Here is a 24,563-nt window from a genome sequence, read left to right as displayed (position 1 = left end):
GAACAGGCTTCTTTCATCACGCTCAATTTACATCGATCAGACATAAAAAAGGTCCATCAGATACTGCCGCCACGCAGCATATTAATGGACACCAGTTGATTCACGATTCCTTACAATACCATTTGCAGATCAAGGAATCGATCATGGAAGGTACGCTTTTCCACAGGTCTTGAAAAATAAAAGCCCTGTATATTATCTGCCTGGATATCCCGTACAACCTTCAATTCCTCCTGCTCCTCAACACCCTCAACACAAACCCGTATGCCGACACTGTGGCACAGCTGAATTACAGCATTGATAAAGCTTTGATGAAAAGAATTTTCATGAATCGATGAAATAAACAGCCGATCAATTTTAACGATATCCGCCGGCATCTGCGACAGCATGCCCAGGGAGGAATAGCCGGTACCAAAATCATCGATCGCGATGCGAATCCCCATTTCCCGCAGCTGCTGGAAGGAGCGCTTCAGCGCATCCATCTCGGTCACAAAGCAGCTCTCCGTAAGCTCAATGACGATATGCTTTGCAGATAAATCCGCCTGCTTCAGGGTCCTGCGGATAAAGGGCAGAAGATCCTCATTCAGCATCTGTATATAGGAAAAGTTCACGTTCATCACAAAACCCGGATTTTCCTTCACCCACTCCTTACACGTATGAACAGCCTCCTGAAACACCCATTTCCCTGCCTGATGAATCAGACCGGCAGATTCCAGAATGGGAATAAACTCATCCGGGCGAACATTTCCATATTCACTGCTGGACCAGCGCAGCAAAGCCTCTGCCCCCTCCACCTTCATACTGGAAGCATTGATCAGGGGCTGATATACGAGGTAGAAATCCTGCATACCCCGCAAAACACTGCTCTGCAACTGATTCGCAATGGATAAGCGGCGGCGTTTGATCTGTACTAGCTCATGTGAAAACTGTGTACACTGATTCTTTCCGCGGTATTTACTGGCTTCCAGAGCATTATCCGCATACTTGATTAAATCCAGGAAATTGTCGCCATCCTCCCAGAACATCGCAATTCCACCCGACACCGTACAGAAATAGCCGATATCATCAATAAAGTGCCGTCTGTTGCAGTATGCGTGGATGATTTTATATAACTCCCGCACCTGCTTGCGCGTTGCCTGTTCATATACGATGGCAAATTCATCTCCGTCAAATCGATACATGCGTGCCGACGCGGGAAGAAGACGCTGCATCGTCTGGGAAAACTGACGCAGGACAGCATCCCCGAAAATATGATCGTTCAATTCATTAATATGGGAAAAATCATCAAGACCAAGCAGGAGGATCCCGCCGTTTCTCTTATGCTCCAGCAGCTGTGTTACAGAATTTTCACAGGCTGTCTGGGTAAACAGTCCGGTGATGGAATCTATTTTTCCCTTATTCTCCAGATTGGATACGATTCCGGCGAAAAAAATCGGCTCTCCTCGGTCATTGCGTTTTAAAAGTCCTCTGCAGATAACCCAGATATATTCATGCTTACGATTGCGCACCTGATATTCCACATTATGCTCATCAGTTTCTCCGTTCAGCATAGCCGTAATGGAATCATCAAATCGCTGTCTGTCACGTTCATGAACCAGATCCCCCCACAACGGAATCAATCCAGGGACAATGAGATCGGGAAGGTCAAAATCCTGCAGCATATTTTCAGAAATTAAAGCACGATCCTCCTGCATGTTCACAAGGTAAATATAATCATCCGTACTATTGACTATGGTATCATACAGCATCCATGGATCCAGCTGAAACTCAGCCAGAATCTCCTTACCGCTTTTCATACAACAACCCCGTTTCTGATTTCAGGCTTCTTTAAAATGGCAGAATGCAGCATCAAAATCCCTGTATTTTTGAGAAGCTCTTTCTTCCTATATCATACCACATCTGCATGAAAAAAATTGCATCATTTTCCTAAATGAATGGTTTTTTAGACTGTATGGAAACTTCATCAAAAAAATATATCACACCAGCATCACACATACTGAAATAACAAATGCTTTTATGTACATCTTTTCAAGGGCACCTTCTACAACGGCTGCTTCTGTTTGATATTCCAGCAGTGATTCAATGGTCCACTGCCCTGTCCCAGATCAAGACCATCGCGTAATGCACCGCTGATAAAAGCCTTGGCTCTTTCCACTGCACTGATCATATCATATCCCAGTGCCAGATTGCCGGCAATGGCGCTGGACAGCGTACAGCCGGTTCCATGGGTGTTTGGATTATCGATTTTTTCACTGGAGAGCCAGTGAGCCTCATCCTTATGTACCAGCAAATCATCGGCACGGTTCATGGAATGCCCGCCCTTTATCAGAATGTATCCGTCATAGTCCTGCGCAATCATGGCAGCAGCCTTCCTCATATCCTGATGATTGCATATCCGTATACCACTTAAAGCCTCAGCCTCCGGAAGATTCGGTGTTATGATATCGGCAAGAGGAAGCAGCTTTGTTTGCAACAGCTCCAGCGCTGTATCCTCCAGCAGACGGGAGCCGCTGGTGCTGACCATAACCGGATCAATGACAATGCGCTCCACTGCATACTGCTTCAGCTTTTCCACAATGACGGCAATCAGCTCCGGTTGGGAAACCATGCCGATTTTTACCGCATCCGGACGGATATCCGTAAAGACACAGTCAAATTGTTCCTTTAAAAACTTCGGTGTTACATTCATAATCGAAGTCACACCGGTTGTATTCTGTGCAACCAGGGCTGTCAGGATACTCATACCGTATACCTCATGTGCCATAAAGGTTTTTAAATCAGCCTGTGCACCGGCTCCCCCTGTAGGGTCAGTGCCGGCAATTGTTACAACAGTTTTCATGTTCATTCTCCTTTCAAATCATCCAGCGACAGGAAGGCAGCATCGGCCTGCATGCAGATTTCTTTCCAGTGCGCTTTACTGGCTGCATCATATACCGCTGTCACGTGAAAGCCATGCGTCTTCAATGTCTGAACGGCATGCAGAGCATCCTCTACAAACATCGTTTCTGCCTTATCCGTATGCAGCATGGCAGGCATAAGCTCAAACAGACGTCCGTCCTGCTTATCATAGGGGAGCTCCTCACAGCTTGCGACAAAGTTCATATATTCCAGCAGACCGTTTCGTTTCAGGACCTCTTCCGCGCAAACCCGTTCACATGCCGTCAAAACGCCTATACGCATCCCCTGTGTATGCAGTCTTTCCAGACAGGCCCCGGCCCCCTTCTTGGCAGCAACCTCCTGCCTGTAGCGTCGTCGTACGATTGCATAAACCTCAGTACGCATCTGTGCCAGGGAATCCTGTATGACATACTTCTCCTTCAGATACCGGATAGCATCTGTCATCGTCATCAGCTGCAGCTCTTTACTGAGATTTTCCTCTGCTTTGATACCCTTTGTCTGAAGATAGACCGCTGCCAGATCCTCCCAAACCCACATGGAGTCCACCAGCGTGCCATCCAGATCAAATATGTACCCCTTCAAATGCTGCACCTCCTTTTATAATGAAAAAAGGGCTATGCCATGTATGCATAACCCGCGTTATATCTGCAGTCCCTACGTTGGCATTATCCAAATCAGGTAATCGGTCGAAGTTCACAACTTCCTCTCAGCCTGTCTACAAGCTCCCTTATTTCCACGCTCATCATACCATTTCCATATATTTTCGTCAACAGGCATCCGCGTTTGAAGACAAGGTTTTTTCTAAACGCTGGCTGACAGATGAGGATTCTGCAAGGCCGGTAAGAAGGGAAGCAGACACACCCCGATGCCATCGGATGGTATCCAGCTGCACATTTGTCCCTTCCATCTTTTTATCGGGAACAGTTACGTTTCTTCTTCAGCTGTGATACAATACATTACAGAGGTGATAACATGGATTTAGAAGCATTTTTTCATGAGTATAAAGAAAAAAAGAATGCCTATCAGATGGCACTGAGCACAATGTATTATGACCAGGCCACGATTGCTCCGAAAAACGGCATTCCCTACCGCAACCGCATGACGGCGATCCTGTCGGGAGAAGCCTTCGATCAAATGGCGGACAAGGAAAGTATCCAAAGGATCGAAGAGCTGGCAAGGCAGGAGAATGTAAGTGCAGAGCGTAAGAAAGAGCTGCAGCTGCTGTTGCGCGAGCTGAATGAGCTGCGTGTACTGCCAAGAGAGGTGTACGTGGAGTATCGCAGAACCATCGCAGACAGTGAGGCCGCATGGCATGAGGCAAAGGAACAGGATGATTATCAGCTGTTTAAGCCGCATCTGATCAGCGTCATAGAAAAGCAGAAGGAGATTCTGTCCTATGTCACAGATAAGAAAAGCGATTATGATTTTATGCTGGACAGCTATCAGATCAACACCGATATTGCATATTATGACCGCTTCTTCGATGCCATTCGAAAGGAACTGCTTCCGTTTCTGCAAAAGCTCCTGAAGGAGGGAACACCGATTGACGATTCCCTGCTGTTTACAGCCTTTGATATCAAGGAACAGGAGGCCTTTATGCAGGAGCTCATGGACTATATGAAGGTTAATGACAGGGAATGCTATATGACAACAACGGAGCATCCGTTCACGGACTTCTTCTCAGCGCATGAGGCACGCATTACCACGCATTATCATGAACACAATGTGATGTCTGCGATTTTCTCAACCATTCACGAATACGGGCATGCACAATACGGCCTGCAGGTAAAGGAAGCATATGAGGGAACCTCCCTGTTCAGCGGAATTGGTACAGCCATGCATGAATCACAGTCACGTTTTATGGAAAATCACATCGGAAGAAACCGTGCATTCTGGGAAGTGAATTATCCAAAGCTCCAACAGCATTTTCCAAAGCAGCTACAGGATGTTTCTCTGGATGATTTCATGCGGATGATCAATGTATCACGACCTTCCTTTATTCGTACGGAAGCGGATGAGCTGACCTACCCGATCCATATTCTGATCCGCTATGAGCTGGAGAAGGAAATCTTCAACGGCACTGCAGATTATGACAATCTGGATACGATGTGGAACGATAAATATGAGGAATATCTGGGAATCCGTCCAGAGCATGACCGGGACGGTATTTTACAGGATATGCACTGGGGCGGTGCTCTGCTGGGCTATTTCCCTACTTATGCGCTGGGAAGCGCATTTGCGGCTCAGTTCTATCATCAGATGGAACAGGATATGGATGTGGAGGAAGCACTGCGCAGCGGTGCCTTTGAAAAAATCAGCGGCTGGCTGAAGGAGAATATTCATCAGTACGGTGCCTTCAAGGATGCGGATGAGCTGATGATGGATGTATGCGGGGAGTCCTTTGATCCGAAGTATTACATCGAATATCTCAAGAACAAATACGCACAATTGTATCAGATATCTGCCGATTAAACGGAGAAATCAGGTAACAAAAGGCTGCATGCACTCGTTTTTCTTACCTTAGGGTGTTTATAAAAAGGAGATTCTAATGAATTCTCCTTTTTTTGATTTCATTACCAAACAGCTAAGAAGCGATTCCCTATGTAAATTCCTTTCATTTAAATTTGGCAATCGGCATTTCTACCCTTTCACTCCCCTTATTCTGTAAGCGTTTCTTCCATGCTGATGAAAGCACAGAAACAAAAGGGATATCCTGAGTCCTCAGCAGTATTTTGCGCACACACCTACAGCTCCTCTGCGTTTGATGCTATCACACGGGAGTACCAGTAAAAAGAATCTTTCCGTAAGCGCTTATAGCTTCCGTTACCATAATTATCCGCATCTACATATATAAAGCCATAGCGTTTCTTCATTTCACAGGTTCCCTGCGATACGATATCAATCGGCCCCCACATCGTATAGCCAATAACATCGACGCCGTCTCTCATTGCTTCTTTAACTGCTATGATATGCTTTCTTAAATACTCAATTCGGTATGCATCATGAATCAATCCATCCTCGCTCACAACATCATCTGCGCCAAGTCCATTTTCCGCAATCAGAATTGGCAGCTGATACCGGTCATAGAGCTTATTCAATACGATTCTCAGTCCAACGGAATCAATAGGCCAGCGCCAGTCACTAACTTCCAGATAAGGGTTCACCTTATCCACCATGATGACACTGTTTTTGCTTTCATTCTGCTTCCTCTTATGAGAAGCAATATAGCTCATATAATAACTAAAAGCTATAAAATCAACTTTGCCTCCCTGTAATATTTCTTCATCCTCTTCCTCCATGTCTATATGGATATCATGCTCTTGAAAATATCTTGCCATATAAGATGGATAATAGCCCCGCACAGTCACATCCAGATAAAACATATTTAATTGATTTTCCTTCAATGCCTCTAGTACATCCAAAGGATGACAGGTTTCCGGATATGGGTCTATAACAGCAATCATACTTCCTATTCTTGCATTCTTTATAATCTTTTTGCATAACTTCACCGCCATTGCACTTGCAACAAGCTGATGGTGAATCGCCTGATACTCCACCTCCAACAGGTTATCTGTTTTTGCTTTCTCCAGTAACAAACCGCCGCCTACATAGGGTACTGTCGTCATTTGATTCATTTCATTAAATGGGATCCACATCTTCACCTTGTTCTTATATCTTTTGAATATCGTTTCACAATATTTCAAATACAGGTCTATAGTTTTCCGGCTTTCCCATCCATTTAGATTCAAGGTTATTTCTATTGGCATTTCATAATGTGAAACCGTTACAATCGGTTGCATATGATACTTCCTGCATTCATCAAATACGTCATCATAAAACAGAAGTCCTTCCTCATTTGGTTCGGCTTCAAAGCCTGTCGGAAATATCCTTGTCCATGCAATTGACATCCGATAGCAGCGAAACCCCATCTCTGCGAATAATGCGATGTCCTCTTTCCAATGATGATAAAAGTCATTCCCTCTGTGTTTTGGAAAGTTTCCACAGAAACCATCTGTTCTGTACTTTTTGATTTCTTCATAGGAAGCATCCATAACAGGCCTGTGCTCCTTTACAGCCTCCTCTCGAAACGGTGTCATATCCGCAGTGGAAAGTCCTTTTCCTCCTTCCCGGAAGCCTCCCTCCAACTAATTGGCCGCAGTAGCACCACCCCATAAAAAATTCTTTGGAAAGCTTTCACAATACTGTTTCATAATACATCCTCCTCTCTTTTGTAAGCATATGATACCTTCCTGCGTCATCAAGCACAAGGCTGATACCGGATATAAAAACACTGTACTAAAAAAACACTTTATCTCCCTTACACCTGCGAAACACTGTATCGTTTCCACTTACTTATCATCTATCAATATAGGATTTTTAATCGATTTCTTCATATTCCCTCGATTCTGTTCAAAGCCTGTTAGGTAGTTTCGTCTGCTCTGATAATTTCCAAAATAGTCTGAAGCAAAGTAATAGGAGTATAAAACATCCATCAGAAACAGTACAGAGATATTGAAACTAAAATCACCGATTTTGGCATTTATCTTTTCCCGTGTTGATACGTACAAGCAGCAATCCGAATATTTCGAAAGCGTATTATTACCATAAGAGGTAATAGCAATCCATGAGATACTGCGTTCTTTTAATTTTGCGGCAACCTCTAAAATGGTTTTTGTTTCTCCGGAATAGGATACTAGGATAAATGCAGCGTCCCTTTGTGTAAAGCAGGCACTGTAGTATAGTTCATCTATAACATTCGATACAATGACAGTCTTTCCTATCTTTATCATTTTGTCCTTGAAAATTTCACATAGCCCGATTTGTATCCCTGCACTGTATACATAAATGAGCTTCGCCTTTGCAATCATGTGATATGCTCTCTGCAGCATTGCGTAATCCGTCAGCGCCAAGACATCATCAATGGTTTCCTTAAACAAAGCAGCCAGTTTATTGGTTCTCACCTTTCCATCATCCTGCGGCAGGAAGGGAAGATTGGGATCGATATTCTGAAAATGCGAAGAAAAATATGTTATCTCCTCCAAAAAGTCCTTTTTGAATGTGCGATATCCGTTATAGCCCAGTCTTTGAAAAAAACGCATCACAGTAGCTGGTGAAACATATGTATTTTCTGCAATGGAGCGTACTGTCTCAGTATTCAGCTCCTCCCCTTTTTCCAATATATAGGATGCAATGATGTTGTCTATGTTTGAAAAATGTTCTCCTCTTTTCAAAATCTGTGTAAGCAGCATATAAACACCTCTTTTATTTCATGCATATATCAAAAAGCAAGACGCTACCATCTTTCCTGATATGCCTTGCTCTGTGATCTGATTTCATGCTTCACATGTTCTTTTTCAAAACAAGTATGACAGTATTCATGTAAAATTCAAAGCATACAGGCTGATTATTCCTCTTCTGCTTTCCGATAATCTTCAATCAGCTTTTTGAACCAGTAATAGCTCTTTTTCGGATATCGCCTGTTGTGATCATCAAAATCCACCCGTACAAGCCCGTAACGCTTTTCATAACCGTTAACCCAGCTGTATAAATCCATCGTAGACCAGGCATAGTACCCCCTTACATTGCAGCCGTCTTCCATCGCTTTCAACATATAGTCAATATATCCCTGCATCATTTCGATACGCTCATCATCCTCCACATAGCCTTCATCGTTTGGTTTTTCATAACAGCCATGACCATTCTCTGTGATATACACAGGAATATCCCCATAGCGTTCTTTAATTTCCATCAATGTGTTATACATGCACTTCGGATAGATTTCCCTTCCCCATAGATTCCGTTTTGTATTTGGATCGATCGCTGTTTCATACCAGTCCCTGATACGGATTCCCTCTTTTGCATTGGAGCCTGCCCCCTTATTGTTATGGAAGACCTCCGTTTCCCCTGCTGAGTAGTCCGTAATATAAAAGCGATTGTATACGTTCAACCCAAGGAAATCCACTTTCCCCTGTAGGAATACCAGCATATCCTCAAACTTAATATAGCTGGTATCGATTCCATACTCCCGCAACAAAGAAATCAGTGCGCCCGGAAATTCTCCCTTGCATGCGGTGTCTAATATGATACGGTTATAAAACAGATCCGCAATCATATGAACACGTTCTTTTTCCTTCGTATCCGGTGCTACCTCCACATTACTGGAATCATGCACAATACCGATTGACCCGTTCAGCTTCAGCGAATGGTAGATTGCCACTGCTTTCGCACTGGCGACTGCTTCATGATAGACCGTCGTAAAATAGCGGTTAAAATCATGACGGTGATTGGGAGGATAATTCCCTACCATATGACTGCAATATGCATAGTATTTCGGCTCGTTAATCGTGACCCACAGCTTTACACGGTCACCAAAGGCGGTAAAGCAGACCCTTGCATATTCTGCAAACGCATCTACGATGGCACGATTTTCCCAGCCGCCTTCCTTTGCAATTGCTTCCGGTAAATCATAATGAAACAAGGTCACATTCGGCTCCACACCCTGTTTCAGACAATAGTCAATAACCCTGTTATAGAAATCTATCCCCCCCTGATTTACAGCACCTCTTCCATTCGGAAGGATTCTTGCCCAGGAGATGGAAAACCGGTATGTATTCTGTCCTCCTGCCTTCAGCATATCAATATCTTCCTTATAGTGATGGTAAAAATCACAGGATACATCCCCTGTAGCACCATTGATATTCAACGGGTTACCATGGGAAAATACATCCCATTCCCCTAAGCCTTTTCCATCCGCATCCCATGCTCCCTCACATTGATACGCTGCTGTGGCACTGCCCCATAAAAATTTTTGTTTTTCTATATTTTGCATAGTAGCCTCCATTCCTGCATCTTAGATGCATCATTTTACTCGTTTATGTCACGTTTTCTTGATATTGGTATTTCCTATTTACTTTTCGATGATATACCGATGTTTTCGCTGCGAAAGGAAACGTATATTTCATTGATTTCCCCAACAGGAGCATACATACCCATGTTCCTTCTCTAACTGTCGTGAAATCCAGATGGAAGCATAGAATCATAAACAGACTCAGCAGCATGAAAACAATGTCTATTCTGGTTCGAAATATACAAAATTCCATCCGCAGCCGTCTGGATATGACCATAGCCAGTTCCTCAAATGGATTTTTAACAAGATCGGCATGAAATAATACAGCCACACCATAGGAACAGAAGAGTATACCTGAAAAGATACACAGCCATTTTCCGATATAGGTTTTCGGATACCAGTCACAGAGTCCGGGCACATCATAACAGATCAGATTCACAATTTTTCCCTGCAGCAGTGCCAGAGGTATTTGAAGGTACTGTATGTTTGCAAACTGCTTTTTCAGGATAACAATCTGTGCTCCTGTGCAGGATATGAAGAATATAATCAGTACTGTTCCACTCTTGATACCGGTAATGGCAGTTAGATTCTGTGTAAAAGCTGTTATTGCAGTCTGTCCCAACTGTGATTTCATCATGCAGGATAACCCGATTGCTGTTATCAGAATACCCAGCAGCATTTCAATAAGACGCAAATACAGATAGGGTTGTTTTTCTGCTTTCTTTTTCATTCTGCATACATTTCCATAAAACGTGCCCAACCGTCCTCATCACATGGATAGTCTGTGATGATATCTGCTATCGCCTTTGTATCATCGCTGCCGTTTTTCAAACACACACCTACACCACTTGGTTCCAGCATTGTATGATCATTTGTCGTATCTCCAAACGCCATAACTTCAGCTGTAGATATCTGATGTTTTTCACAGAATTTTTTCAAATCGTATGCTTTGGAAACCCTGCGATGAGAAAGTGATAATCCTTAGAAGGATGAGCAGTAAGATATGCTTCAATTTGCGGCATATCTTCCTCGTTTACCCGGAACATGATTTTGGCATTTTCTTCCTGATAAAACACCTTCATATCCATAACTTCAATTACTTCCATTTCTGCTGATGTAGCCGATTATTTCACAACCTCATCCATCTCTTTGCAATATATGCAATCATTACGATAGATAACGGGATTACAAGTGAAAACGGACATTTTTTCTATGATTTCCCGAATCCATTCCTTTTTCAGTTTATAGTATGTTTCTTCCTCTTTCGTAAGATTGTCCCAAAGCGTTGATCCATTCATACAGATCAGCATATCAACATCTTCCAATCCCCAGCGGTGCAGCAATCTTCGCACTTCTGCAAGAGAGCGTCCGGATGCCAAACCAAATACGATGTGTCGTTTACGTAGTTTTCTGATAACTTCTTTTGCTTTTTTTGTCAACGCATGATGTTTTACAACAAGGGTATTATCAATATCACATACCACCATCCGCAGCTTTTCCGGTTTCATGATCTTGCTTTCGATGTAAGAAGACGTTCTTCATACACTGGCAAGCGCCATCTCTTTCTTCAACAGATACGGTCTGAGATATGCCGTTGCCATGCTTGTTGGTAACACATCCTCCTGAATACGGATTCCCAGCACTTCCTGCATATATGCTCTGCGCTTCACGATGCGTTCCCACACAGCCGGATATTCCTTTGCGATTGCCTTCCGCAACTGCTCATCTGCTAGTAAAATTCCACTTTCACAGCTGACTCCCCCATAACCGTTTACACTTGGAATGATATCAATCTGAAACAGCATGCCGCTTTGTAATGTTTCCTCAGACTGCGGATAGATCGGTGAGGACATCCATTCCTCATCAGCGCACAGGTGCCCCGGATTCAGTGTCCAGCCATACTCCTCCTTTGGCAATACAGTCTCAACTGCCTCATACAAATCGTTTCCGTTTATCCCGATTTTAATGGTTTCCAGCCAGGTTTTTACTGCCTGAAAATAAGGAATCGCGACTGCCTTTAGATAATCCTGTTCCTTCTCAGGCAGCTGCTCAGCACATTCCACTGCATAGCCAGCACGACTCTGCAATCCTCCCTTAAATCCTGTGGTGATGGAAATTTTATCACCGCACTGAATTTGTTTATTACCCGGATACAGATTGGCTTTTTCAAAACGGGCTCCTGTAGCCATGATGGTCACAACACTGTGACGCTGTCCGTCAGCTGCAAGTGTTTCTGCCATTTCCATTTCCGTTTTACCGACCTTTAGGCGATCCATGGTCTTCAGTATGCAGTTTCCTGCCAATGCTGCCCCGTATTCATAGTGTGCAAACTCATTCGCATTGTTGGTTGTACGAACACCGTTTTCTCCAATGAGGAGATACGCTGCATTGGTAAACTGTGCTTTCCCGCAAACCGTCTTAAGTGCCTCAACAAGAAAATACGGCAAATCAAACAGCAGATGATTATCCTCCACATGGCTGGTAAAATTCTTCCATCCGATCAATCCGATTTTTTCTGCATCTTCCAACTCGCAGGATGCCAGTATTTGCGCAACACTTTTCTCTGTCTGCATCGGCTGATTCGGCAGGGAGAAATGCGGCATATGAATAGGTACTGCTTCGATTCTGGCTTTTCCCGCCTTGTTTAAATTCTCATTTCCCAGTACCATAAATGCCTTGCCATTTGCATGAAGAATAAGCAACGCTTCCTCAAAGCGCGGTAGAAAACCGCACAGATATTCAAAATTACTGCCATGCTCCAAATCTGCATATACGACTACTGCATCAAAGCCGTCCTTCTGCATGCTTTCAAGCAGACGTGCTTTCCGATTCTGCATTGTTTCATCGCTCAGCATGACAGGGATAAGCCCCTCCTCCGGTTTCGGTGCCTCTACTTCTTTTAACTTAATCATACATTCCTTCCTTTCTCATACCGTATTTCCAGTTTATCATTTCTGTTGAGCATGTGCTACATATCGTCCAGTGGATACATCGGACGCATAATCAGCTTGAACGGTATCCGCTTTGTATCCTGCAAGGTTGCCCCATCCGTTAAGGACATGATGCACAGCTTTCCTTTTTCCTTCATTTCCGGATGGATGTATCCCTGCTTAACAACGATGACATCATAATCATCCCAGTCGATACCGCATGCGTCCATCTGGTGCTTTTCCACAAAGGAATGATTATTATCCGTAACAACGATCGTTATCGGCTTATCCTTTACCGATACGCTAACCAGACCTCCGTAATCTCCTTCTTCCCCATACATATGCGTTCCTTCCTGCCGTCCCTTCGCAAGTATCGTAACATCCAGCTCCACCGCAGCTGTACACTCATCCATATCCATACCGAGGCGTAAATGAACCTGCTCCTGCACATCATGTGCTTCCAGCAGCTGATAGGCTGCGGGATCATTGATTGCGGCAAACAAAAAGCGTTTTGTCAGATGTTCACAAGCTAACACCTGCCGTAATATAAATGTGTTAGCCCCCATCGCCCCGGAGGTCACATTATCCCCGGAATCCGTGAGAAACACCGGCTTTCCTGAAAAATCAAGAGCCGCCTGCAATGCTTCCTGCGGTTCTCTGGTAAGACCCGTGTAATGAAATTCATGGCGCTTACCCCAGACATAGTTCATCAGCTGATCTGCTGCTTCTTCAGCATATTGCTGAAAGTCCTGTGCGCTTGGCACCACGACAATCCCACAGCCTGCTTCCGGGGCATCATGACGCAGATATCCGACATGCCACGAACAGCTCAGTATCCGCTCATCCTTTTCCAGTTCATTCATAAACTGATTGATGGAATGTACCGGTTCATCCGCAGAAACACTCTGTTCTCCTCCCAGTATCAATGGAAGCTTGCGGTATACAGGACGCATATTCATCCGATCGCGGATTTCCTGAACGAGTGCACGGCATACAAATTGTACAGTTTCCGGAATATCGGTATGCGGTGCCTCCCGAAAGCTGCGAAGAATGGTAGCATTCTCCACATATTCCTTTGTCAGATTTCCATGCGGATCACAGGATATCGCAATGGGCAGATAGGGACCGGTAATCCTGCGAATACAGCGCAGCAAGTGATGCTCGCCCGAACCGATATCCTCTACAAAGCTTGCGCCGTGCAGGTGAAGATAGATACCGTCCAAATCCTTTACATGTTCTTTCACAGCCTGTAGAATGCGCTGCTCAATATACATAAAACAAGATGTTTTCATCACTCCGCTGCATCCGGCATCCGCACAGATTACCGGAATGAGATCTATATCCTCTGCATCAAACACATTGCCAAGCTGCATGTGTGACAGTGCTTCCTTTCCATAAGACAACGCCACATTCTCCATATCACATTTCATCGGTACATGGGCATTTGCCTCCAATACAAATTTAGCTGCTAAAATTTTCATCTGCTTCCTCCTCCTGTCATATAATCCGTATATACGTTTGGTATGCTTCAGACATCATCGATTGGAAACATAGGGCGCATGATACGTTTAAATGGCAGACGTGCAGTATCCTGAAGAGTTGCCCCTTCGGTCAGTGACATGACACAAAGCTTCCCCTTTGCTTTGAAATCGGGAAAAATATACCCCTGCTTTACGACGATAACATCATACGCATCGACATCAATGCCTACACTGACAAACTGATGCAGCTCACAAACTGCCCAACCGGTATCCGCAACCATGATATCGATCGAAGTTCCCTTTACATGAACATTGACACAGTGTCCGAAAACAGAGGTATGATCATGCATCATAAAGCCTGTCAGCTTTCCACTGCTTTTCACAACAGCATCCAGCTCCACAGCACTGCTCAGCTCATCAAAGCCTACACCCAGAGTAAAGGAAAGCTCCTCCCCTGTTTTACATGCGGACAGTGTCTGGTATGCGGCAGGATCGCATATGGTCGCAAATAAAAATTTTTTTGTCGTTTCCGTTTGCAGCACCTGACGCAGTATACCGGTATTCCATCCGGTTGCACCCGATGTTACATTATCACCGGAATCCGTGAGAAACACCGGCTTATCCTGAACATCCAGTGCCATCTGCAACGCTTTGGAAGGCGAAGCTGTTAAGCCTGTATAATGAAACTCATGACGCTTTTCCCATACATAGGCAGCCAGACGATCCGCAGCCTCCTGTGCATAAGGCAAATCCTGCTCACTGTATGGAACAACAATGATACCGCAGCCTGCGACATCACAATCATGACGGATATAGCCAACATGCCAGGAACAGCTTAAGATACGATCGTCCTTCTCCAGTTCATCCATATACCGGTTGATTGATAAGACCGGCTCATCCGCAGATACGCTTTGTTCTCCCCCCAGAATCAAAGGAAGCTTGCGGTATACCGCATGAATATTACGCCGTTTTTTCAACAGCCCACATAGCATTTCCGCTACCTTTTCCATTGTTTCATCAGCATCCGTATGCGGAGACTCGCGATAGCTTCGCAGGATGGTTGCCGATTCTGCATATTCCTTGCATAAATTTCCATGCGGATCACATACAATCGCAATCGGTAAATACGGACCGGCAAGTTTACGCAGCTCCTTTAAAATATGATGATCTCCGGACCCCAGCTCCTCCACCTCACTGGCACCATGCAGCATCAGGAAAATACCGTCAATTTCATGCAAATTCTTTTTTAGCGTATCGATAAACATATGCTCGATATACGTAAATGCGCTTTTCTCTACAACACCGGCAGCTCCGGCATTTGCATATATACTGGGTATCAGCGTGACATCGTTCCTTTCAAAAACTTCACGGATTCCCATTTTCTGAATACAATCCTCACCAAGTCCGATATCATACTGCTTTATCGTACATATAGTGGGAATATTAGCATTTGATTCTGTGACAAACTCTCCGACGAGTACCTTCATTTTCTTACCTCCGTGTTCTTCGTTCCTTTGTTTGTTTCATTTGAAAGAAAGACTTCAACAAATACAGTTTCGTCAAAGTCTTTTCTTACTCTATTCTTTCACAGTATCTGTTTTTTTAAGAATGTAGCTGGTCGCCACAAAGGATACGACAATCGCAACAACCGCTACTGCAAAATATAGGATGATATTCCCCGTAGAACCATCTGCGGGCAGGAAATAGAAGAAGGATAACAGACCCGGACATCCTCCGACAACATAGTTTTGAAGACCGAAGATTCCGGCAATCAGACCGGAGCATACCGCACCGATTGCAGTACCGATCAGACATTTCGGACGCATGATCAGGGAGCCGTAGAAGGCAGGCTCTGTAACACCGCACAGTGCTGTAATACCAAAGGATGAAATCATACCCTTTTTCGCTTTATCTTTTAAATGGAACGCAACTGCAAGTGCACTGCCGCCAATACATAGATTGGATACAAGACCCATAACCATATTGAATGGATCATAGCCGATTTCCGCAATGGACTGTGCCATAATCGGTGTAAATGCTTTATCCAGCCCAAGCATAACCATATACGGATACAGGGCAGACAGAATAGGCATTGCAATCCAGCCGGCAACACTCATGACTGCCTGAATTGCGGCACCGACACTGTTGCTTAGCACGGTACCAATCGGTCCTAAAACAATCAGAGTTATAGGAACAACGATGATCATAGTTAGAATTGGTTTTAAGAAATACACAAACATTTCCGGAATGACGCGTTTCAGGAACTTATCAACGAAATACATAACAGCCACACCCAGAATGATAGGGAACACACTGCCTGCATAGGTTACGGTTGGCACACTGAGTCCCAGGAAATCAAGCCCCTTCGCATCACTGCATACAAACAGTACAGCTCCTAAAAAACCACCCATAATCGGTTCCATACGCAATGATTTCGCGAAGGAGTATCCGATCCAGATCGGGAAGAATGAGAAGCCAGCCGTGAAGATATTCAGAAGCAGCGTCGCAGTTCCGCCATCCGCACTCATACCGAAGTAGTTTACCAGCAGGTTTTTAACAGCCAGGATCAGACCTCCGGTAATCATAGCCGGAATGATCGGCATAAAGATTGCCGCACATTTGTTTCCGAAGACATTCAAATAATACATGAAGTTCTTTTCCTGCTCATCATCGGACGAATCATTCCCCACGGACGGTTGTTCATCCGTTACCTTGAAGCCGGAAACATCCAGAAATTCATTATACGCATCATTGACCTCCGGACCGATAATAATCTGTACCTGTCCGGCTTTCTCAACAAGTCCAACAACACGGTCCACCGTTTTCAGGGCCTCCACATTTACCTTGTTTTTGCTCTTATAGTGAATTCTCAATCTCGTCGCACAGTGCTCAACGAATGTGATATTTTCAATTCCGCCAACATTCGTCAAGACTCCTTTGGCCATTTCTGTATACTTTGCCATAAATTTTCCTCCTTTTATGAAAATAAATTTTCTAAGAGGTTTGGCCGGATCTACCGTCACCATCCAATGCTGTGTGTCTTTCACCTAGTATAGAGATGGTATCGCTTGGCTTACTTCTCTATATCCCTTTCTCACTGATTTTATATCAGAACCTGAAGACTACATACAAGCCGCTGAAAGTGCCGTTCATCCCCAGGCTTTCCGGAATATCATACGGGTACATACCACATATAGCTATCTCTTTTGAAACCAGTGAAACAAGAGTAAGCCGGCAATGCTGTACCGGTATTCCAAAAGCTCTCTGCAGGCTTTTTTTGTATGTTATTCAGGATTCTTTTTCTAAACGCTGTCCTTCGTTAATTTATTCAAATGAATCAGAAGATATAATTTTTCCTCATCATTGACAGAGTATGCATACTTTTTTTCCAGCATCTCTGCGATTTGATTTACACAGGCATACTGCTGCACACTCTGTTCCTTCATCATCTGAAAGATTGCCTGATTTGCCGTTGAGTGGTGCACACCGGCTTCCGCATTGACAATGCGCTGCACAAAGAAGCGGCAATGGATGAGGAACCGGTCAAAATCATAATTATCCTGTACATCGACTTGGAAGCTCTGCAACACAATTGTATTGATGCTTTCCAGGATGGATGTAATGGTATATATTTCCATCATATTGGAGGTAAGCTCGGCGTTGACGATATGCAGCGTTATAAAATTTGCTTCGTTGTCATCGATATGAAGATGAAATGCGTTGCGCAGCATTTCGATTGCATGTAAAGCGAGCTTATATTCCTCTCTGTACAATGACTTCACATTTAACAGCATCGTCATGTCGAAATCTATTCCCAGTCGTATGCGCTCTATGGTGTTCGCTATATGATCGGTGAGTGTTACATAAATACCGTCATTCAGTTCTTTTGTGCTGTGCTCCTTGAAATACGCAATGATTTCCTCAGATACCAGAATATAGTCGATTGGTGTATCCTGAATCATTTTTTCAAATTTATGCTTCGCCTCCCCCTTCAGCTCGAACTTCTTTTCCGCTTTTTCCGCCTGAATTTCATCCCCTTTTTTCAAACCGAATACAATGCCCTTTCCCACCAGAATGACCTCATCCCCATCCTCGTTTTTGACCATGGCGATGTTATTGTTATAAATTTTCTTGATCTGCATATGAGCACCCGCTTACACTATCTCAAACAAAGGCTCCCCCACTCTGATATCCCCATTTGTTTTCATTTGATCAACCCTTTTATTTGTTACAATAATCGGCACAATAACATCCATGTTTTTATTTCTTATCATATCCCAGTCTACGATGGTCAGCAAATCTCCCTGCTTAACCCGATCTCCAACCTTTGCTTTTGTTTGAAACGGTACCCCGTGCAGCTGCACGGTGTCAATACCGATATGTATCAGAATATCGGTTCCCAAATCTGTCTGAATACCGATTGCATGCTGTGTTTCATAAATCATGGTTACCGTTCCCTCCACAGGACTCCTCAATTCATTCTCATCCGGTATTACTGCGATACCGTCTCCCAGCATTTTTTCCGAGAACATTTCATCATGTACATTCTCCAGCATTGTAGCTTTGCCATTCACCGGACTACATAAAACTTCCATTTTCTTTCCCTCCTGTTTTCCTTGTTTAATTCACAGCCTCACCTTTATGTATGAAGCACTGTGCTTTAACAGTATCCGTTTCTGCACATCCCGCTCATTTCGCTTATGTTTATAAGACACAAAAAAGCAAGACGTTATCATACCAAAAATTTGGATTTACTGATAGGTCTTGCTTCCTAAAATCAAGTTAAGAATTACAATCCAGTCATTTCTTTATCCGCACCTACAGTATAGCACCACGCTGAAAGCGTTGTCAATACCATTTTTTTGTATATTTTTAACATTTTTTTATGATTGATTACGATTCAGCGGAGAATAAATCAATCAAGGCTACTATAAAGGGGACTCTTAATCTATGAGATTACTGCCATACAATATTATTTTGTCCTTATCCAAGCTGGATTCTACTAGATAGATGGATGAATTACAGCTTCTTACTTTTACCGCTTTTACATTAGCAAGAAGCCGGCAGAACATCTAACTGTTCCTTCAGAAAAAGATTACAGCCTGTGTTCAGCCTGAGATATGAAAGTGTTCATCCCCCTGATCTCAGTTTCTTTATTATTGTAGAAAGTTGAAAAGCATCTTTCAAAAACAGTTCCTTGCGTAAAGAAGAATCCATGGGTATAGGAAGCATCCTTCCTACATACAATATTCCATGCGATATACGAATGGACATGGGAGGCTGCTTATGAAATCATCACTTGAACAGGAATTCGCACTGCATCTGCCAAAGGGAAACAAGCCCTGGTTTGAGGGCTGGTATGTACGTGTTCAAACCAAAGAAATCAGCTTTGCAATCATCTTCGGATTACAGATCAGCAATGCTAAGAAAAGCGCATTTATTCAGTTTCTTGACACCCATACGAAGAAAAGCCGCTATGTGGAGTATCCATGGAAGGCTGTAACCATACAGCAGCATCCGTTTGTGCTTAACATCAGAGGAAACCGGCTGTCTATGAATTCCGTAACACTGCGCCTGTCGCAGCTGCAGGCGGATCTGCTGCACAGCTCCTTAACACCGCTGCATACTTCCCCGTATGCACCGACCATTATGGGTCCGTTTTCCTATGTGTCTATGGAATGTGTGCATTCCATCATTTCTCTGCGTCACACCGTCAGCGGAACAATCCGACTGAACAATCGCTGCTTTCAGATTCATGGCAGCGGCTATATGGAGAAGGACCGCGGTACCTCGTTTCCCTCCGCTTATGCCTGGTTTCAGTCAAACAACTGTGAGGACACTGCTTCCTGCTTTTTCTTTTCTCTGGCACATATTCCATTTCTCACCGGCTCCTTTCAGGGCTGTATCTGCGTATTGATGGTTCATGAAAAACAGCTGTGCTTTGCGACCTATCTGGGGTGTCGTGCCACAGAGGACAGGAAAAACCAGCAAATCGTGCTGAAGCAATATCCTCTGGAGCTGCGCATACGCTTGTTTGGTGAAAAGGGACACACGCTTGCTTCACCGAAACAGGGAGCCATGCAGGGAAGGATACAGGAAACCCTGAGGGGTGAGGCTTTCGTGACACTTCTGAGCAAGGGCAGACATATCAAAAGCTGGCACTTTTCACAGGGCGGACTGGAACGTGCAGGTATTGACATCTAATGATATTATGAGAGAATGAACGCCTTGGTTCTGCCTGCATTATACGTAAAAAAGCGGCATTCGTCAGGACATTTCCATGGAAAAAGCTGCGGTTGAGAGCATAACCGCAGCTTTTTCTCATATGCGCAGTGTTTCCAGCTTACGCACCAGACATGTATTTTCTTTTTCCTCCATGCTGCACATACCAATGTGAACTGCAGGCTTCGTCTTCCCGTGGAAGTCACTTCCGCAGGTCATATACAAGCCGTGGCTCTTTGCCAGATTATAATAAAACTGTGTCTGCTGTTCACTGTGATAGGAGCTGAACACCTCAAACCCGTCAACACCGAGTTGAAGCAGATCATGTATGCGATCCATCTGTTCTTTGGCATTCATCCCGGGATGTGCCACAATGGCCAATGCATTTTGCTGGTGAAGCAGCTCCACGATGGCGCTGACACTCGGATAGAAGATTTCCACATAGGCCGGCTTCCCAGGTGCGCATATATCCCAGTAAAAATTCACAAAAGGATTATCGCTGCGTTCCCCCCCTGGATAATACGGCTGCAGAAGCGGGTTTTTCTTTTCCACATCATACTCCATAGCAGCTTCTCCAATCGCCTCACCGGTCGTGATACCGCCGGGACTTAATTCCTGAATACGCTTTTCATCAAAGGCGATCCCCATGTCCCGTACCAGTTGGCGGCGGCGCTTGCTTGCCTCGCGTTCCTGAGAAGCCACATGCTCCTCAATTTCATCAAATACAGGATTATGAACATCAATTCCATATCCTAAAATATGATAGCCGACATCCTGTGATACAGCATCTATTTCAATTGCAGGTATACAGGTGATTCCATATTCCTGCTGATGGCGAAGTGCAATCCGGCTTCCTCTTACACTGTTATGATCGGCAATGGCCATCATATCCAGACCGGCAGCTTTGCACATTTTCAATAATTCTATGGGTTCATACTGCCCATCGTCGCTATATTTGGAATGCATATGCAGATCCAGTTTTTTCATAATGAAGTACCTCTTTCTTTCCGTATGATCTGATCAAAAAGCTCTCTTGCGGCTATTTCTCTGACGCCCAGTGAGAAATCCTCGTGGATACTGCTACGTAAGATCATCGTTGGAGGCGTCAGCACCTTCCACTCTGTCTTCATGATAGTAATCAGCTTCTTCAGCAGTGCCTCATCCATTGTGTCACAATAAATCAGAAGCGCATGCGGATCATACATACAGGCGATGCTTTGTATAAGCAAATCCATGTTACGCAGCTGCTGCTCATCACTGATATTCTGTTCTCTCCAATCAACGCCCAGTGGCAGCTGGTCAAGCTCACCTACCATGTGATTCGCGCCGCGATAAATATCTCCGCGGATATAGAGTGCCGAACCCGGCGGATACTTTTTTGGAAAATACAGACCCGCTGTACATTCCTGACGTATATTCTGCCGCTGACAGTAACCAAATAAAGCCGCATTGATATCATTTTCTATAAGCACAGGCATCTGATAGGTGCTGCGCAGTCTTGCGAACAGCTCCTGTGATTGGAAGATTGCATAATCCATAACCTTCAGCTTTCCCTGATACTCCGTACCGGGAATACCGAAGACCATAACTGAAATTGTCGGATACTGTTTCATCCACCTTGAAATGGCATGCTCCAGCATATCAATATCCATATCCGCTATCTCATAGGCATCGGATGCTACCATGTTTTGAAATAAGTCCTGAACCTCCAGAAATAACCGCTCTCTTCCCTCTTGAACATACATATACGCTGTTAATGCCATTTTATAACGGCCATTGTACTGATACTGCAGGGCGGGTCGTCCTCCACCGGATGGAAGCATCTGCTTTTGTATTACTTCACCGGTTTCCAAAAGCTCATGGATCAAAGAATTAACAGTCACAACGCTTAAACCACTCAGCTTTGCCAGCTGTGGCTTTGTCGCACTGTGCTGCTTGAGAAATACGTTTCGTAAAACAGATAGATTCTCCTGTTTCATCTGTATGGGATTCCAAGCCAATAAATCACCACCTCTTTTTAAAGATTCTTTATTAAGTCACCTATATCGTACAGGAAGCTGCATAAAATGTCAACTGCCTGCTGTGTAAAATATGGAATTAAACCATCATACGATAGCTAGAAATTCACTTTGAATATGAAGATTCATAATTGAAAATACAAAGGCTCTTTGCGTTTGATATCAATTCGTGTCTGACCTTGCAAAAGCATGAGAAAATATGCGAAGTGAAAAGATGAAATCCGCAGACTATGAAACTGCTGAAGCAGGTATCGCCTGTCCTATGGTATCTGTACAATAATTTAAATCCGCGGCACTCGTTTAGCTCGACAGATAAAAAGAAGTTTCTTTGTGGATTGTGATTATTTCATAAACACAATCGTCTCGAAACTTCTTTTCATTATCTTATTCTCTGCTCATGAAAACACGTTTTCCACAATGTGCCAAGGCGATATAAACACAGTTCTCCAAACCGATACCATATTTTTTCTTTTTCATCTGTTCCATACCCGCTTCAGCTAATGCTTCCAGATTCACGCTCTCATCCTTCGTGTATTTCAATTCAAACAGCATAGATGGCAGAGCATTGTTTTTACTGTTGAGCAAAATATCAAAACGTCCTTCTCCGCTTTCCCTGTTACTGACGATTTCATAATCGTTTCGCAGCCACATACACATACCTAAAAGCAGTGAGTGGTATGAATTCTCATTTCTTAAATCATAATAGCTGACAGACTCCAGCAGCATTCTCTGATAATTCTTCAAAAATCCATCCCAGTTCTGTGTTTTTAGTGCCTGAAACATTTTTGCCACCGTGGTTTCATCCACATTCAGAAAAAACACCGTCAGTGATTGAAATTCTCTTGCGATCTCATTATTGGGAATCCGTAAGGAGTACATGTCCTCAAGTACATCCAAAGTCTTATGTACAGTTAAGTATCCCGCATTGACAAATAGTCCCCACAAGCTGGATGTATTTTTCAATTCATAAAAGGAGGTTTCAAAATTCACCAATGTTTCTACTGTACCGGTTTTGATAAGTTTCTCATAATCATCCTTAAAATCCTGTTCACAGCTTTGCATTGCTTCTTTGATCATTGTATTGGAACTGGTATTGATCCAGTAGGGAGCCAATACCTTCTTGCATACATAGTTCACAATTGACCATGGATTATAGATGTCGATGCCTCCTATGTTATATCCGTCATACATTTCCTTTACATCAGCTGTATACTCCATCCCGTTATCAACAAGCATCTTCTTAACTTCATTCTCTGTAAATCCAAAATAGCTTGCATAATCAGCATCCTTCACTGTGCATACAAATATATTATTCAAATCACTAAAAACGTTCTCCTTCGCAACACGCTGTATCCCGGTAATCATAGCATATTCCAAATCATCGCTGGATTTCAGTGAGGTATGAAGCAAAGCAGCAAACGCCCCGCGTACATCTTCATAAAAACCTCCCGTATGAGCTTCTATAAAAGGCGTGTCACGCCTTGGGCGGGCAGCGCCTATTCGTCTATAAAAAGCATGACCCGCTTTCCATAGTATTGATGACACCTTGTCATAAGAAAACTGATGGCGCGATCAACGGTCTCCAGATTTCCATCATCCAAATTTGACAGTCCCTTCAAAATAGAATCAAATTGGGGCTTTTCAAAGATGCTCAAATTTTCCAATGTAAAGGAGTATTGATCATACACCTTAAGCAGTTGTTCTTTCACGCATGCAACAATCCGGTTTTTACTATCCTTTGCATCTGCAAATGAAAGAAATATTGTCGGGTAGCTGTTCATATGTTCTGCGTACTTTGTTTTCATAATAGCAGTATCTGCAAAAATTACTTTTGAATTCTTTGTGATATCGAAGAATTCTGCAAGCACGCCATGGGCGGGCAGCGCCTGCTCATATTGAGTGTTTTACCGAATCGGCGGGGCCGTGTAACCAACGTGGCTTTTGCCATCCGCTCAAGAAATTCCTGAATCAGAAGACTTTTATCAACTACATAATAATTTTTTTCTTTCAATTCTCTGTAATTCATGATTCCTAACGGAATTCCTTTTTTCATTATATCACTCACTTTCTCTTCCTATTATATCGCATTTCTAAGTTTATAGAAACCAGCGAATGAAGAAATATAGAATTCTGATTTCCAATGCAAGATTTATCATGATAGGTTGTTCTT

23 protein-coding genes and 1 riboswitch are annotated in these 24,563 nt (G+C 43.6%); of the genes, 2 read left to right on the top strand and 21 right to left on the bottom strand.

Annotation, left to right across the window (positions count from 1 at the left end; translation table 11 throughout):
- Window positions 1–110: 110 nt before the first annotated feature.
- From ACESPQ_RS03925 to ACESPQ_RS03915, 3 genes are all read right to left on the bottom strand, one after another.
- Window positions 111–1,793, bottom strand: a complete 1,683-nt coding sequence (locus tag ACESPQ_RS03925) for a putative bifunctional diguanylate cyclase/phosphodiesterase (protein WP_002607830.1) — start codon at window positions 1,791–1,793, stop codon at window positions 111–113.
- A gap of 245 nt (window positions 1,794–2,038) precedes the next feature.
- A complete protein-coding gene (gene thiD, locus ACESPQ_RS03920) occupies window positions 2,039–2,836 on the bottom strand; it encodes a bifunctional hydroxymethylpyrimidine kinase/phosphomethylpyrimidine kinase (protein WP_257272118.1) in 798 nt (265 codons plus the stop codon).
- A 2-nt stretch (window positions 2,837–2,838) separates the two neighbouring features.
- The gene (locus ACESPQ_RS03915; protein WP_257333699.1) at window positions 2,839–3,486 is read right to left on the bottom strand and encodes an HAD family hydrolase; all 648 of its coding nucleotides are present in this window, start codon (window positions 3,484–3,486) and stop codon (window positions 2,839–2,841) included.
- Between the two features lie 44 nt (window positions 3,487–3,530).
- Window positions 3,531–3,634, bottom strand: a riboswitch (TPP riboswitch).
- A gap of 233 nt (window positions 3,635–3,867) precedes the next feature.
- Between ACESPQ_RS03915 and ACESPQ_RS03910 the strand changes: the two genes are divergently transcribed.
- The gene (locus tag ACESPQ_RS03910; protein ID WP_008816978.1) at window positions 3,868–5,367 is read left to right on the top strand and encodes a carboxypeptidase M32; all 1,500 of its coding nucleotides are present in this window, start codon (window positions 3,868–3,870) and stop codon (window positions 5,365–5,367) included.
- 272 nt (window positions 5,368–5,639) lie between these two features.
- Here the strand turns inward: ACESPQ_RS03910 and ACESPQ_RS03905 are convergent, their stop codons facing one another.
- From ACESPQ_RS03905 to ACESPQ_RS03845, 13 genes are all read right to left on the bottom strand, one after another.
- Window positions 5,640–7,040 (bottom strand): glycoside hydrolase family 1 protein, encoded by a 1,401-nt coding sequence (locus tag ACESPQ_RS03905; RefSeq protein WP_257333700.1) that lies wholly within the window; start codon window positions 7,038–7,040, stop codon window positions 5,640–5,642.
- Between the two features lie 204 nt (window positions 7,041–7,244).
- Window positions 7,245–8,144, bottom strand: coding sequence for a MurR/RpiR family transcriptional regulator (locus ACESPQ_RS03900; RefSeq protein ID WP_002607825.1), 900 nt, complete (start codon window positions 8,142–8,144; stop codon window positions 7,245–7,247).
- Window positions 8,145–8,299: 155 nt separating this feature from the next.
- Window positions 8,300–9,724, bottom strand: coding sequence for a glycoside hydrolase family 1 protein (locus tag ACESPQ_RS03895; RefSeq protein ID WP_002607824.1), 1,425 nt, complete (start codon window positions 9,722–9,724; stop codon window positions 8,300–8,302).
- 43 nt (window positions 9,725–9,767) lie between these two features.
- The gene (locus ACESPQ_RS03890; protein WP_002607823.1) at window positions 9,768–10,472 is read right to left on the bottom strand and encodes a YczE/YyaS/YitT family protein; all 705 of its coding nucleotides are present in this window, start codon (window positions 10,470–10,472) and stop codon (window positions 9,768–9,770) included.
- Window positions 10,469–10,681: an HAD family hydrolase gene (locus ACESPQ_RS03885; RefSeq protein WP_233105649.1), complete on the bottom strand. Its 213-nt coding sequence runs from the start codon at window positions 10,679–10,681 to the stop codon at window positions 10,469–10,471. Before ACESPQ_RS03885 ends, ACESPQ_RS03890 begins: the two co-directional genes overlap by 4 nt.
- Complete coding sequence (locus ACESPQ_RS03880) at window positions 10,678–10,848, bottom strand: hypothetical protein (protein ID WP_233105650.1); 171 nt, start codon at window positions 10,846–10,848, stop codon at window positions 10,678–10,680. Before ACESPQ_RS03880 ends, ACESPQ_RS03885 begins: the two co-directional genes overlap by 4 nt.
- A gap of 18 nt (window positions 10,849–10,866) precedes the next feature.
- Window positions 10,867–11,250 (bottom strand): HAD family hydrolase, encoded by a 384-nt coding sequence (locus tag ACESPQ_RS03875; protein WP_233105651.1) that lies wholly within the window; start codon window positions 11,248–11,250, stop codon window positions 10,867–10,869.
- A gap of 30 nt (window positions 11,251–11,280) precedes the next feature.
- A complete protein-coding gene (locus ACESPQ_RS03870) occupies window positions 11,281–12,654 on the bottom strand; it encodes a M24 family metallopeptidase (RefSeq protein WP_257328679.1) in 1,374 nt (457 codons plus the stop codon).
- A gap of 56 nt (window positions 12,655–12,710) precedes the next feature.
- Window positions 12,711–14,153: a M81 family metallopeptidase gene (locus tag ACESPQ_RS03865; protein WP_257377212.1), complete on the bottom strand. Its 1,443-nt coding sequence runs from the start codon at window positions 14,151–14,153 to the stop codon at window positions 12,711–12,713.
- 47 nt (window positions 14,154–14,200) lie between these two features.
- Window positions 14,201–15,640, bottom strand: a complete 1,440-nt coding sequence (locus tag ACESPQ_RS03860) for a M81 family metallopeptidase (protein ID WP_373143951.1) — start codon at window positions 15,638–15,640, stop codon at window positions 14,201–14,203.
- Window positions 15,641–15,730: 90 nt separating this feature from the next.
- Window positions 15,731–17,116 (bottom strand): PTS transporter subunit EIIC, encoded by a 1,386-nt coding sequence (locus tag ACESPQ_RS03855; protein WP_008727002.1) that lies wholly within the window; start codon window positions 17,114–17,116, stop codon window positions 15,731–15,733.
- A gap of 339 nt (window positions 17,117–17,455) precedes the next feature.
- A complete protein-coding gene (locus tag ACESPQ_RS03850) occupies window positions 17,456–18,295 on the bottom strand; it encodes a PRD domain-containing protein (protein ID WP_373143949.1) in 840 nt (279 codons plus the stop codon).
- Between the two features lie 12 nt (window positions 18,296–18,307).
- Window positions 18,308–18,748, bottom strand: a complete 441-nt coding sequence (locus ACESPQ_RS03845) for a PTS sugar transporter subunit IIA (protein ID WP_002607814.1) — start codon at window positions 18,746–18,748, stop codon at window positions 18,308–18,310.
- A 691-nt stretch (window positions 18,749–19,439) separates the two neighbouring features.
- Between ACESPQ_RS03845 and ACESPQ_RS03840 the strand changes: the two genes are divergently transcribed.
- Window positions 19,440–20,357 carry a hypothetical protein gene (locus tag ACESPQ_RS03840; RefSeq protein WP_002607813.1) on the top strand — a complete coding sequence of 306 codons (918 nt, stop codon included), beginning with the start codon at window positions 19,440–19,442 and terminating at the stop codon, window positions 20,355–20,357.
- A gap of 117 nt (window positions 20,358–20,474) precedes the next feature.
- On the opposite strand, the gene ACESPQ_RS03835 is transcribed toward ACESPQ_RS03840, so the two are convergent.
- The 5 genes from ACESPQ_RS03835 to ACESPQ_RS03815 all read right to left on the bottom strand — a co-directional run bounded on the left by ACESPQ_RS03835 (window position 20,475) and on the right by ACESPQ_RS03815 (window position 24,419).
- Complete coding sequence (locus ACESPQ_RS03835) at window positions 20,475–21,362, bottom strand: PHP domain-containing protein (RefSeq protein ID WP_257328168.1); 888 nt, start codon at window positions 21,360–21,362, stop codon at window positions 20,475–20,477.
- Window positions 21,359–22,375 (bottom strand): ROK family protein, encoded by a 1,017-nt coding sequence (locus ACESPQ_RS03830; RefSeq protein WP_002607811.1) that lies wholly within the window; start codon window positions 22,373–22,375, stop codon window positions 21,359–21,361. Before ACESPQ_RS03830 ends, ACESPQ_RS03835 begins: the two co-directional genes overlap by 4 nt.
- Window positions 22,376–22,777: 402 nt before the next feature.
- Window positions 22,778–23,938 carry an AAA family ATPase gene (locus ACESPQ_RS03825; RefSeq protein ID WP_373143948.1) on the bottom strand — a complete coding sequence of 387 codons (1,161 nt, stop codon included), beginning with the start codon at window positions 23,936–23,938 and terminating at the stop codon, window positions 22,778–22,780.
- Complete coding sequence (locus tag ACESPQ_RS03820; protein ID WP_164468379.1) at window positions 23,890–24,261, bottom strand: AAA family ATPase; 372 nt, start codon at window positions 24,259–24,261, stop codon at window positions 23,890–23,892. Before ACESPQ_RS03820 ends, ACESPQ_RS03825 begins: the two co-directional genes overlap by 49 nt.
- Window positions 24,219–24,419, bottom strand: a complete 201-nt coding sequence (locus tag ACESPQ_RS03815) for an AAA family ATPase (RefSeq protein WP_253278413.1) — start codon at window positions 24,417–24,419, stop codon at window positions 24,219–24,221. The genes ACESPQ_RS03820 and ACESPQ_RS03815 overlap by 43 nt, the downstream gene beginning before the upstream one ends.
- Between the last annotated feature and the right edge of the window lie 144 nt (window positions 24,420–24,563).

This window comes from Clostridium sp. HGF2 (assembly GCF_964240115.1).
GTDB classification, from domain to species: Bacteria; Bacillota_I; Bacilli_A; order Erysipelotrichales; family Erysipelotrichaceae; genus Clostridium_AQ; species Clostridium_AQ innocuum.
The sequence above is the reverse complement of the archived record's forward strand: the minus strand, read 5'-3'. Positions and strand labels throughout refer to the sequence as shown.

Excerpts from the sequence above, each read along its gene's own strand:
- ACESPQ_RS03880 (WP_233105650.1), bottom strand. The coding sequence starts at position 10,848 with ATGGAAGTAATTGAAGTTATGGATATGAAGGTGTTTTATCAGGAAGAA.
- ACESPQ_RS03895 (WP_002607824.1), bottom strand. The coding sequence starts at position 9,724 with ATGCAAAATATAGAAAAACAAAAATTTTTATGGGGCAGTGCCACAGCA.
- ACESPQ_RS03910 (WP_008816978.1), top strand. The coding sequence starts at position 3,868 with ATGGATTTAGAAGCATTTTTTCATGAGTATAAAGAAAAAAAGAATGCC.
- ACESPQ_RS03845 (WP_002607814.1), bottom strand. The coding sequence starts at position 18,748 with ATGGAAGTTTTATGTAGTCCGGTGAATGGCAAAGCTACAATGCTGGAG.
- ACESPQ_RS03925 (WP_002607830.1), bottom strand. The coding sequence starts at position 1,793 with ATGAAAAGCGGTAAGGAGATTCTGGCTGAGTTTCAGCTGGATCCATGG.
- ACESPQ_RS03840 (WP_002607813.1), top strand. The coding sequence starts at position 19,440 with ATGAAATCATCACTTGAACAGGAATTCGCACTGCATCTGCCAAAGGGA.
- ACESPQ_RS03855 (WP_008727002.1), bottom strand. The coding sequence starts at position 17,116 with ATGGCAAAGTATACAGAAATGGCCAAAGGAGTCTTGACGAATGTTGGC.
- ACESPQ_RS03815 (WP_253278413.1), bottom strand. The coding sequence starts at position 24,419 with ATGAATTACAGAGAATTGAAAGAAAAAAATTATTATGTAGTTGATAAA.
- ACESPQ_RS03875 (WP_233105651.1), bottom strand. The coding sequence starts at position 11,250 with ATGAAACCGGAAAAGCTGCGGATGGTGGTATGTGATATTGATAATACC.
- thiD (WP_257272118.1), bottom strand. The coding sequence starts at position 2,836 with ATGAAAACTGTTGTAACAATTGCCGGCACTGACCCTACAGGGGGAGCC.
- ACESPQ_RS03860 (WP_373143951.1), bottom strand. The coding sequence starts at position 15,640 with ATGAAGGTACTCGTCGGAGAGTTTGTCACAGAATCAAATGCTAATATT.
- ACESPQ_RS03835 (WP_257328168.1), bottom strand. The coding sequence starts at position 21,362 with ATGAAAAAACTGGATCTGCATATGCATTCCAAATATAGCGACGATGGG.
- ACESPQ_RS03890 (WP_002607823.1), bottom strand. The coding sequence starts at position 10,472 with ATGAAAAAGAAAGCAGAAAAACAACCCTATCTGTATTTGCGTCTTATT.
- ACESPQ_RS03900 (WP_002607825.1), bottom strand. The coding sequence starts at position 8,144 with ATGCTGCTTACACAGATTTTGAAAAGAGGAGAACATTTTTCAAACATA.
- ACESPQ_RS03850 (WP_373143949.1), bottom strand. The coding sequence starts at position 18,295 with ATGCAGATCAAGAAAATTTATAACAATAACATCGCCATGGTCAAAAAC.
- ACESPQ_RS03865 (WP_257377212.1), bottom strand. The coding sequence starts at position 14,153 with ATGAAAATTTTAGCAGCTAAATTTGTATTGGAGGCAAATGCCCATGTA.
- ACESPQ_RS03870 (WP_257328679.1), bottom strand. The coding sequence starts at position 12,654 with ATGATTAAGTTAAAAGAAGTAGAGGCACCGAAACCGGAGGAGGGGCTT.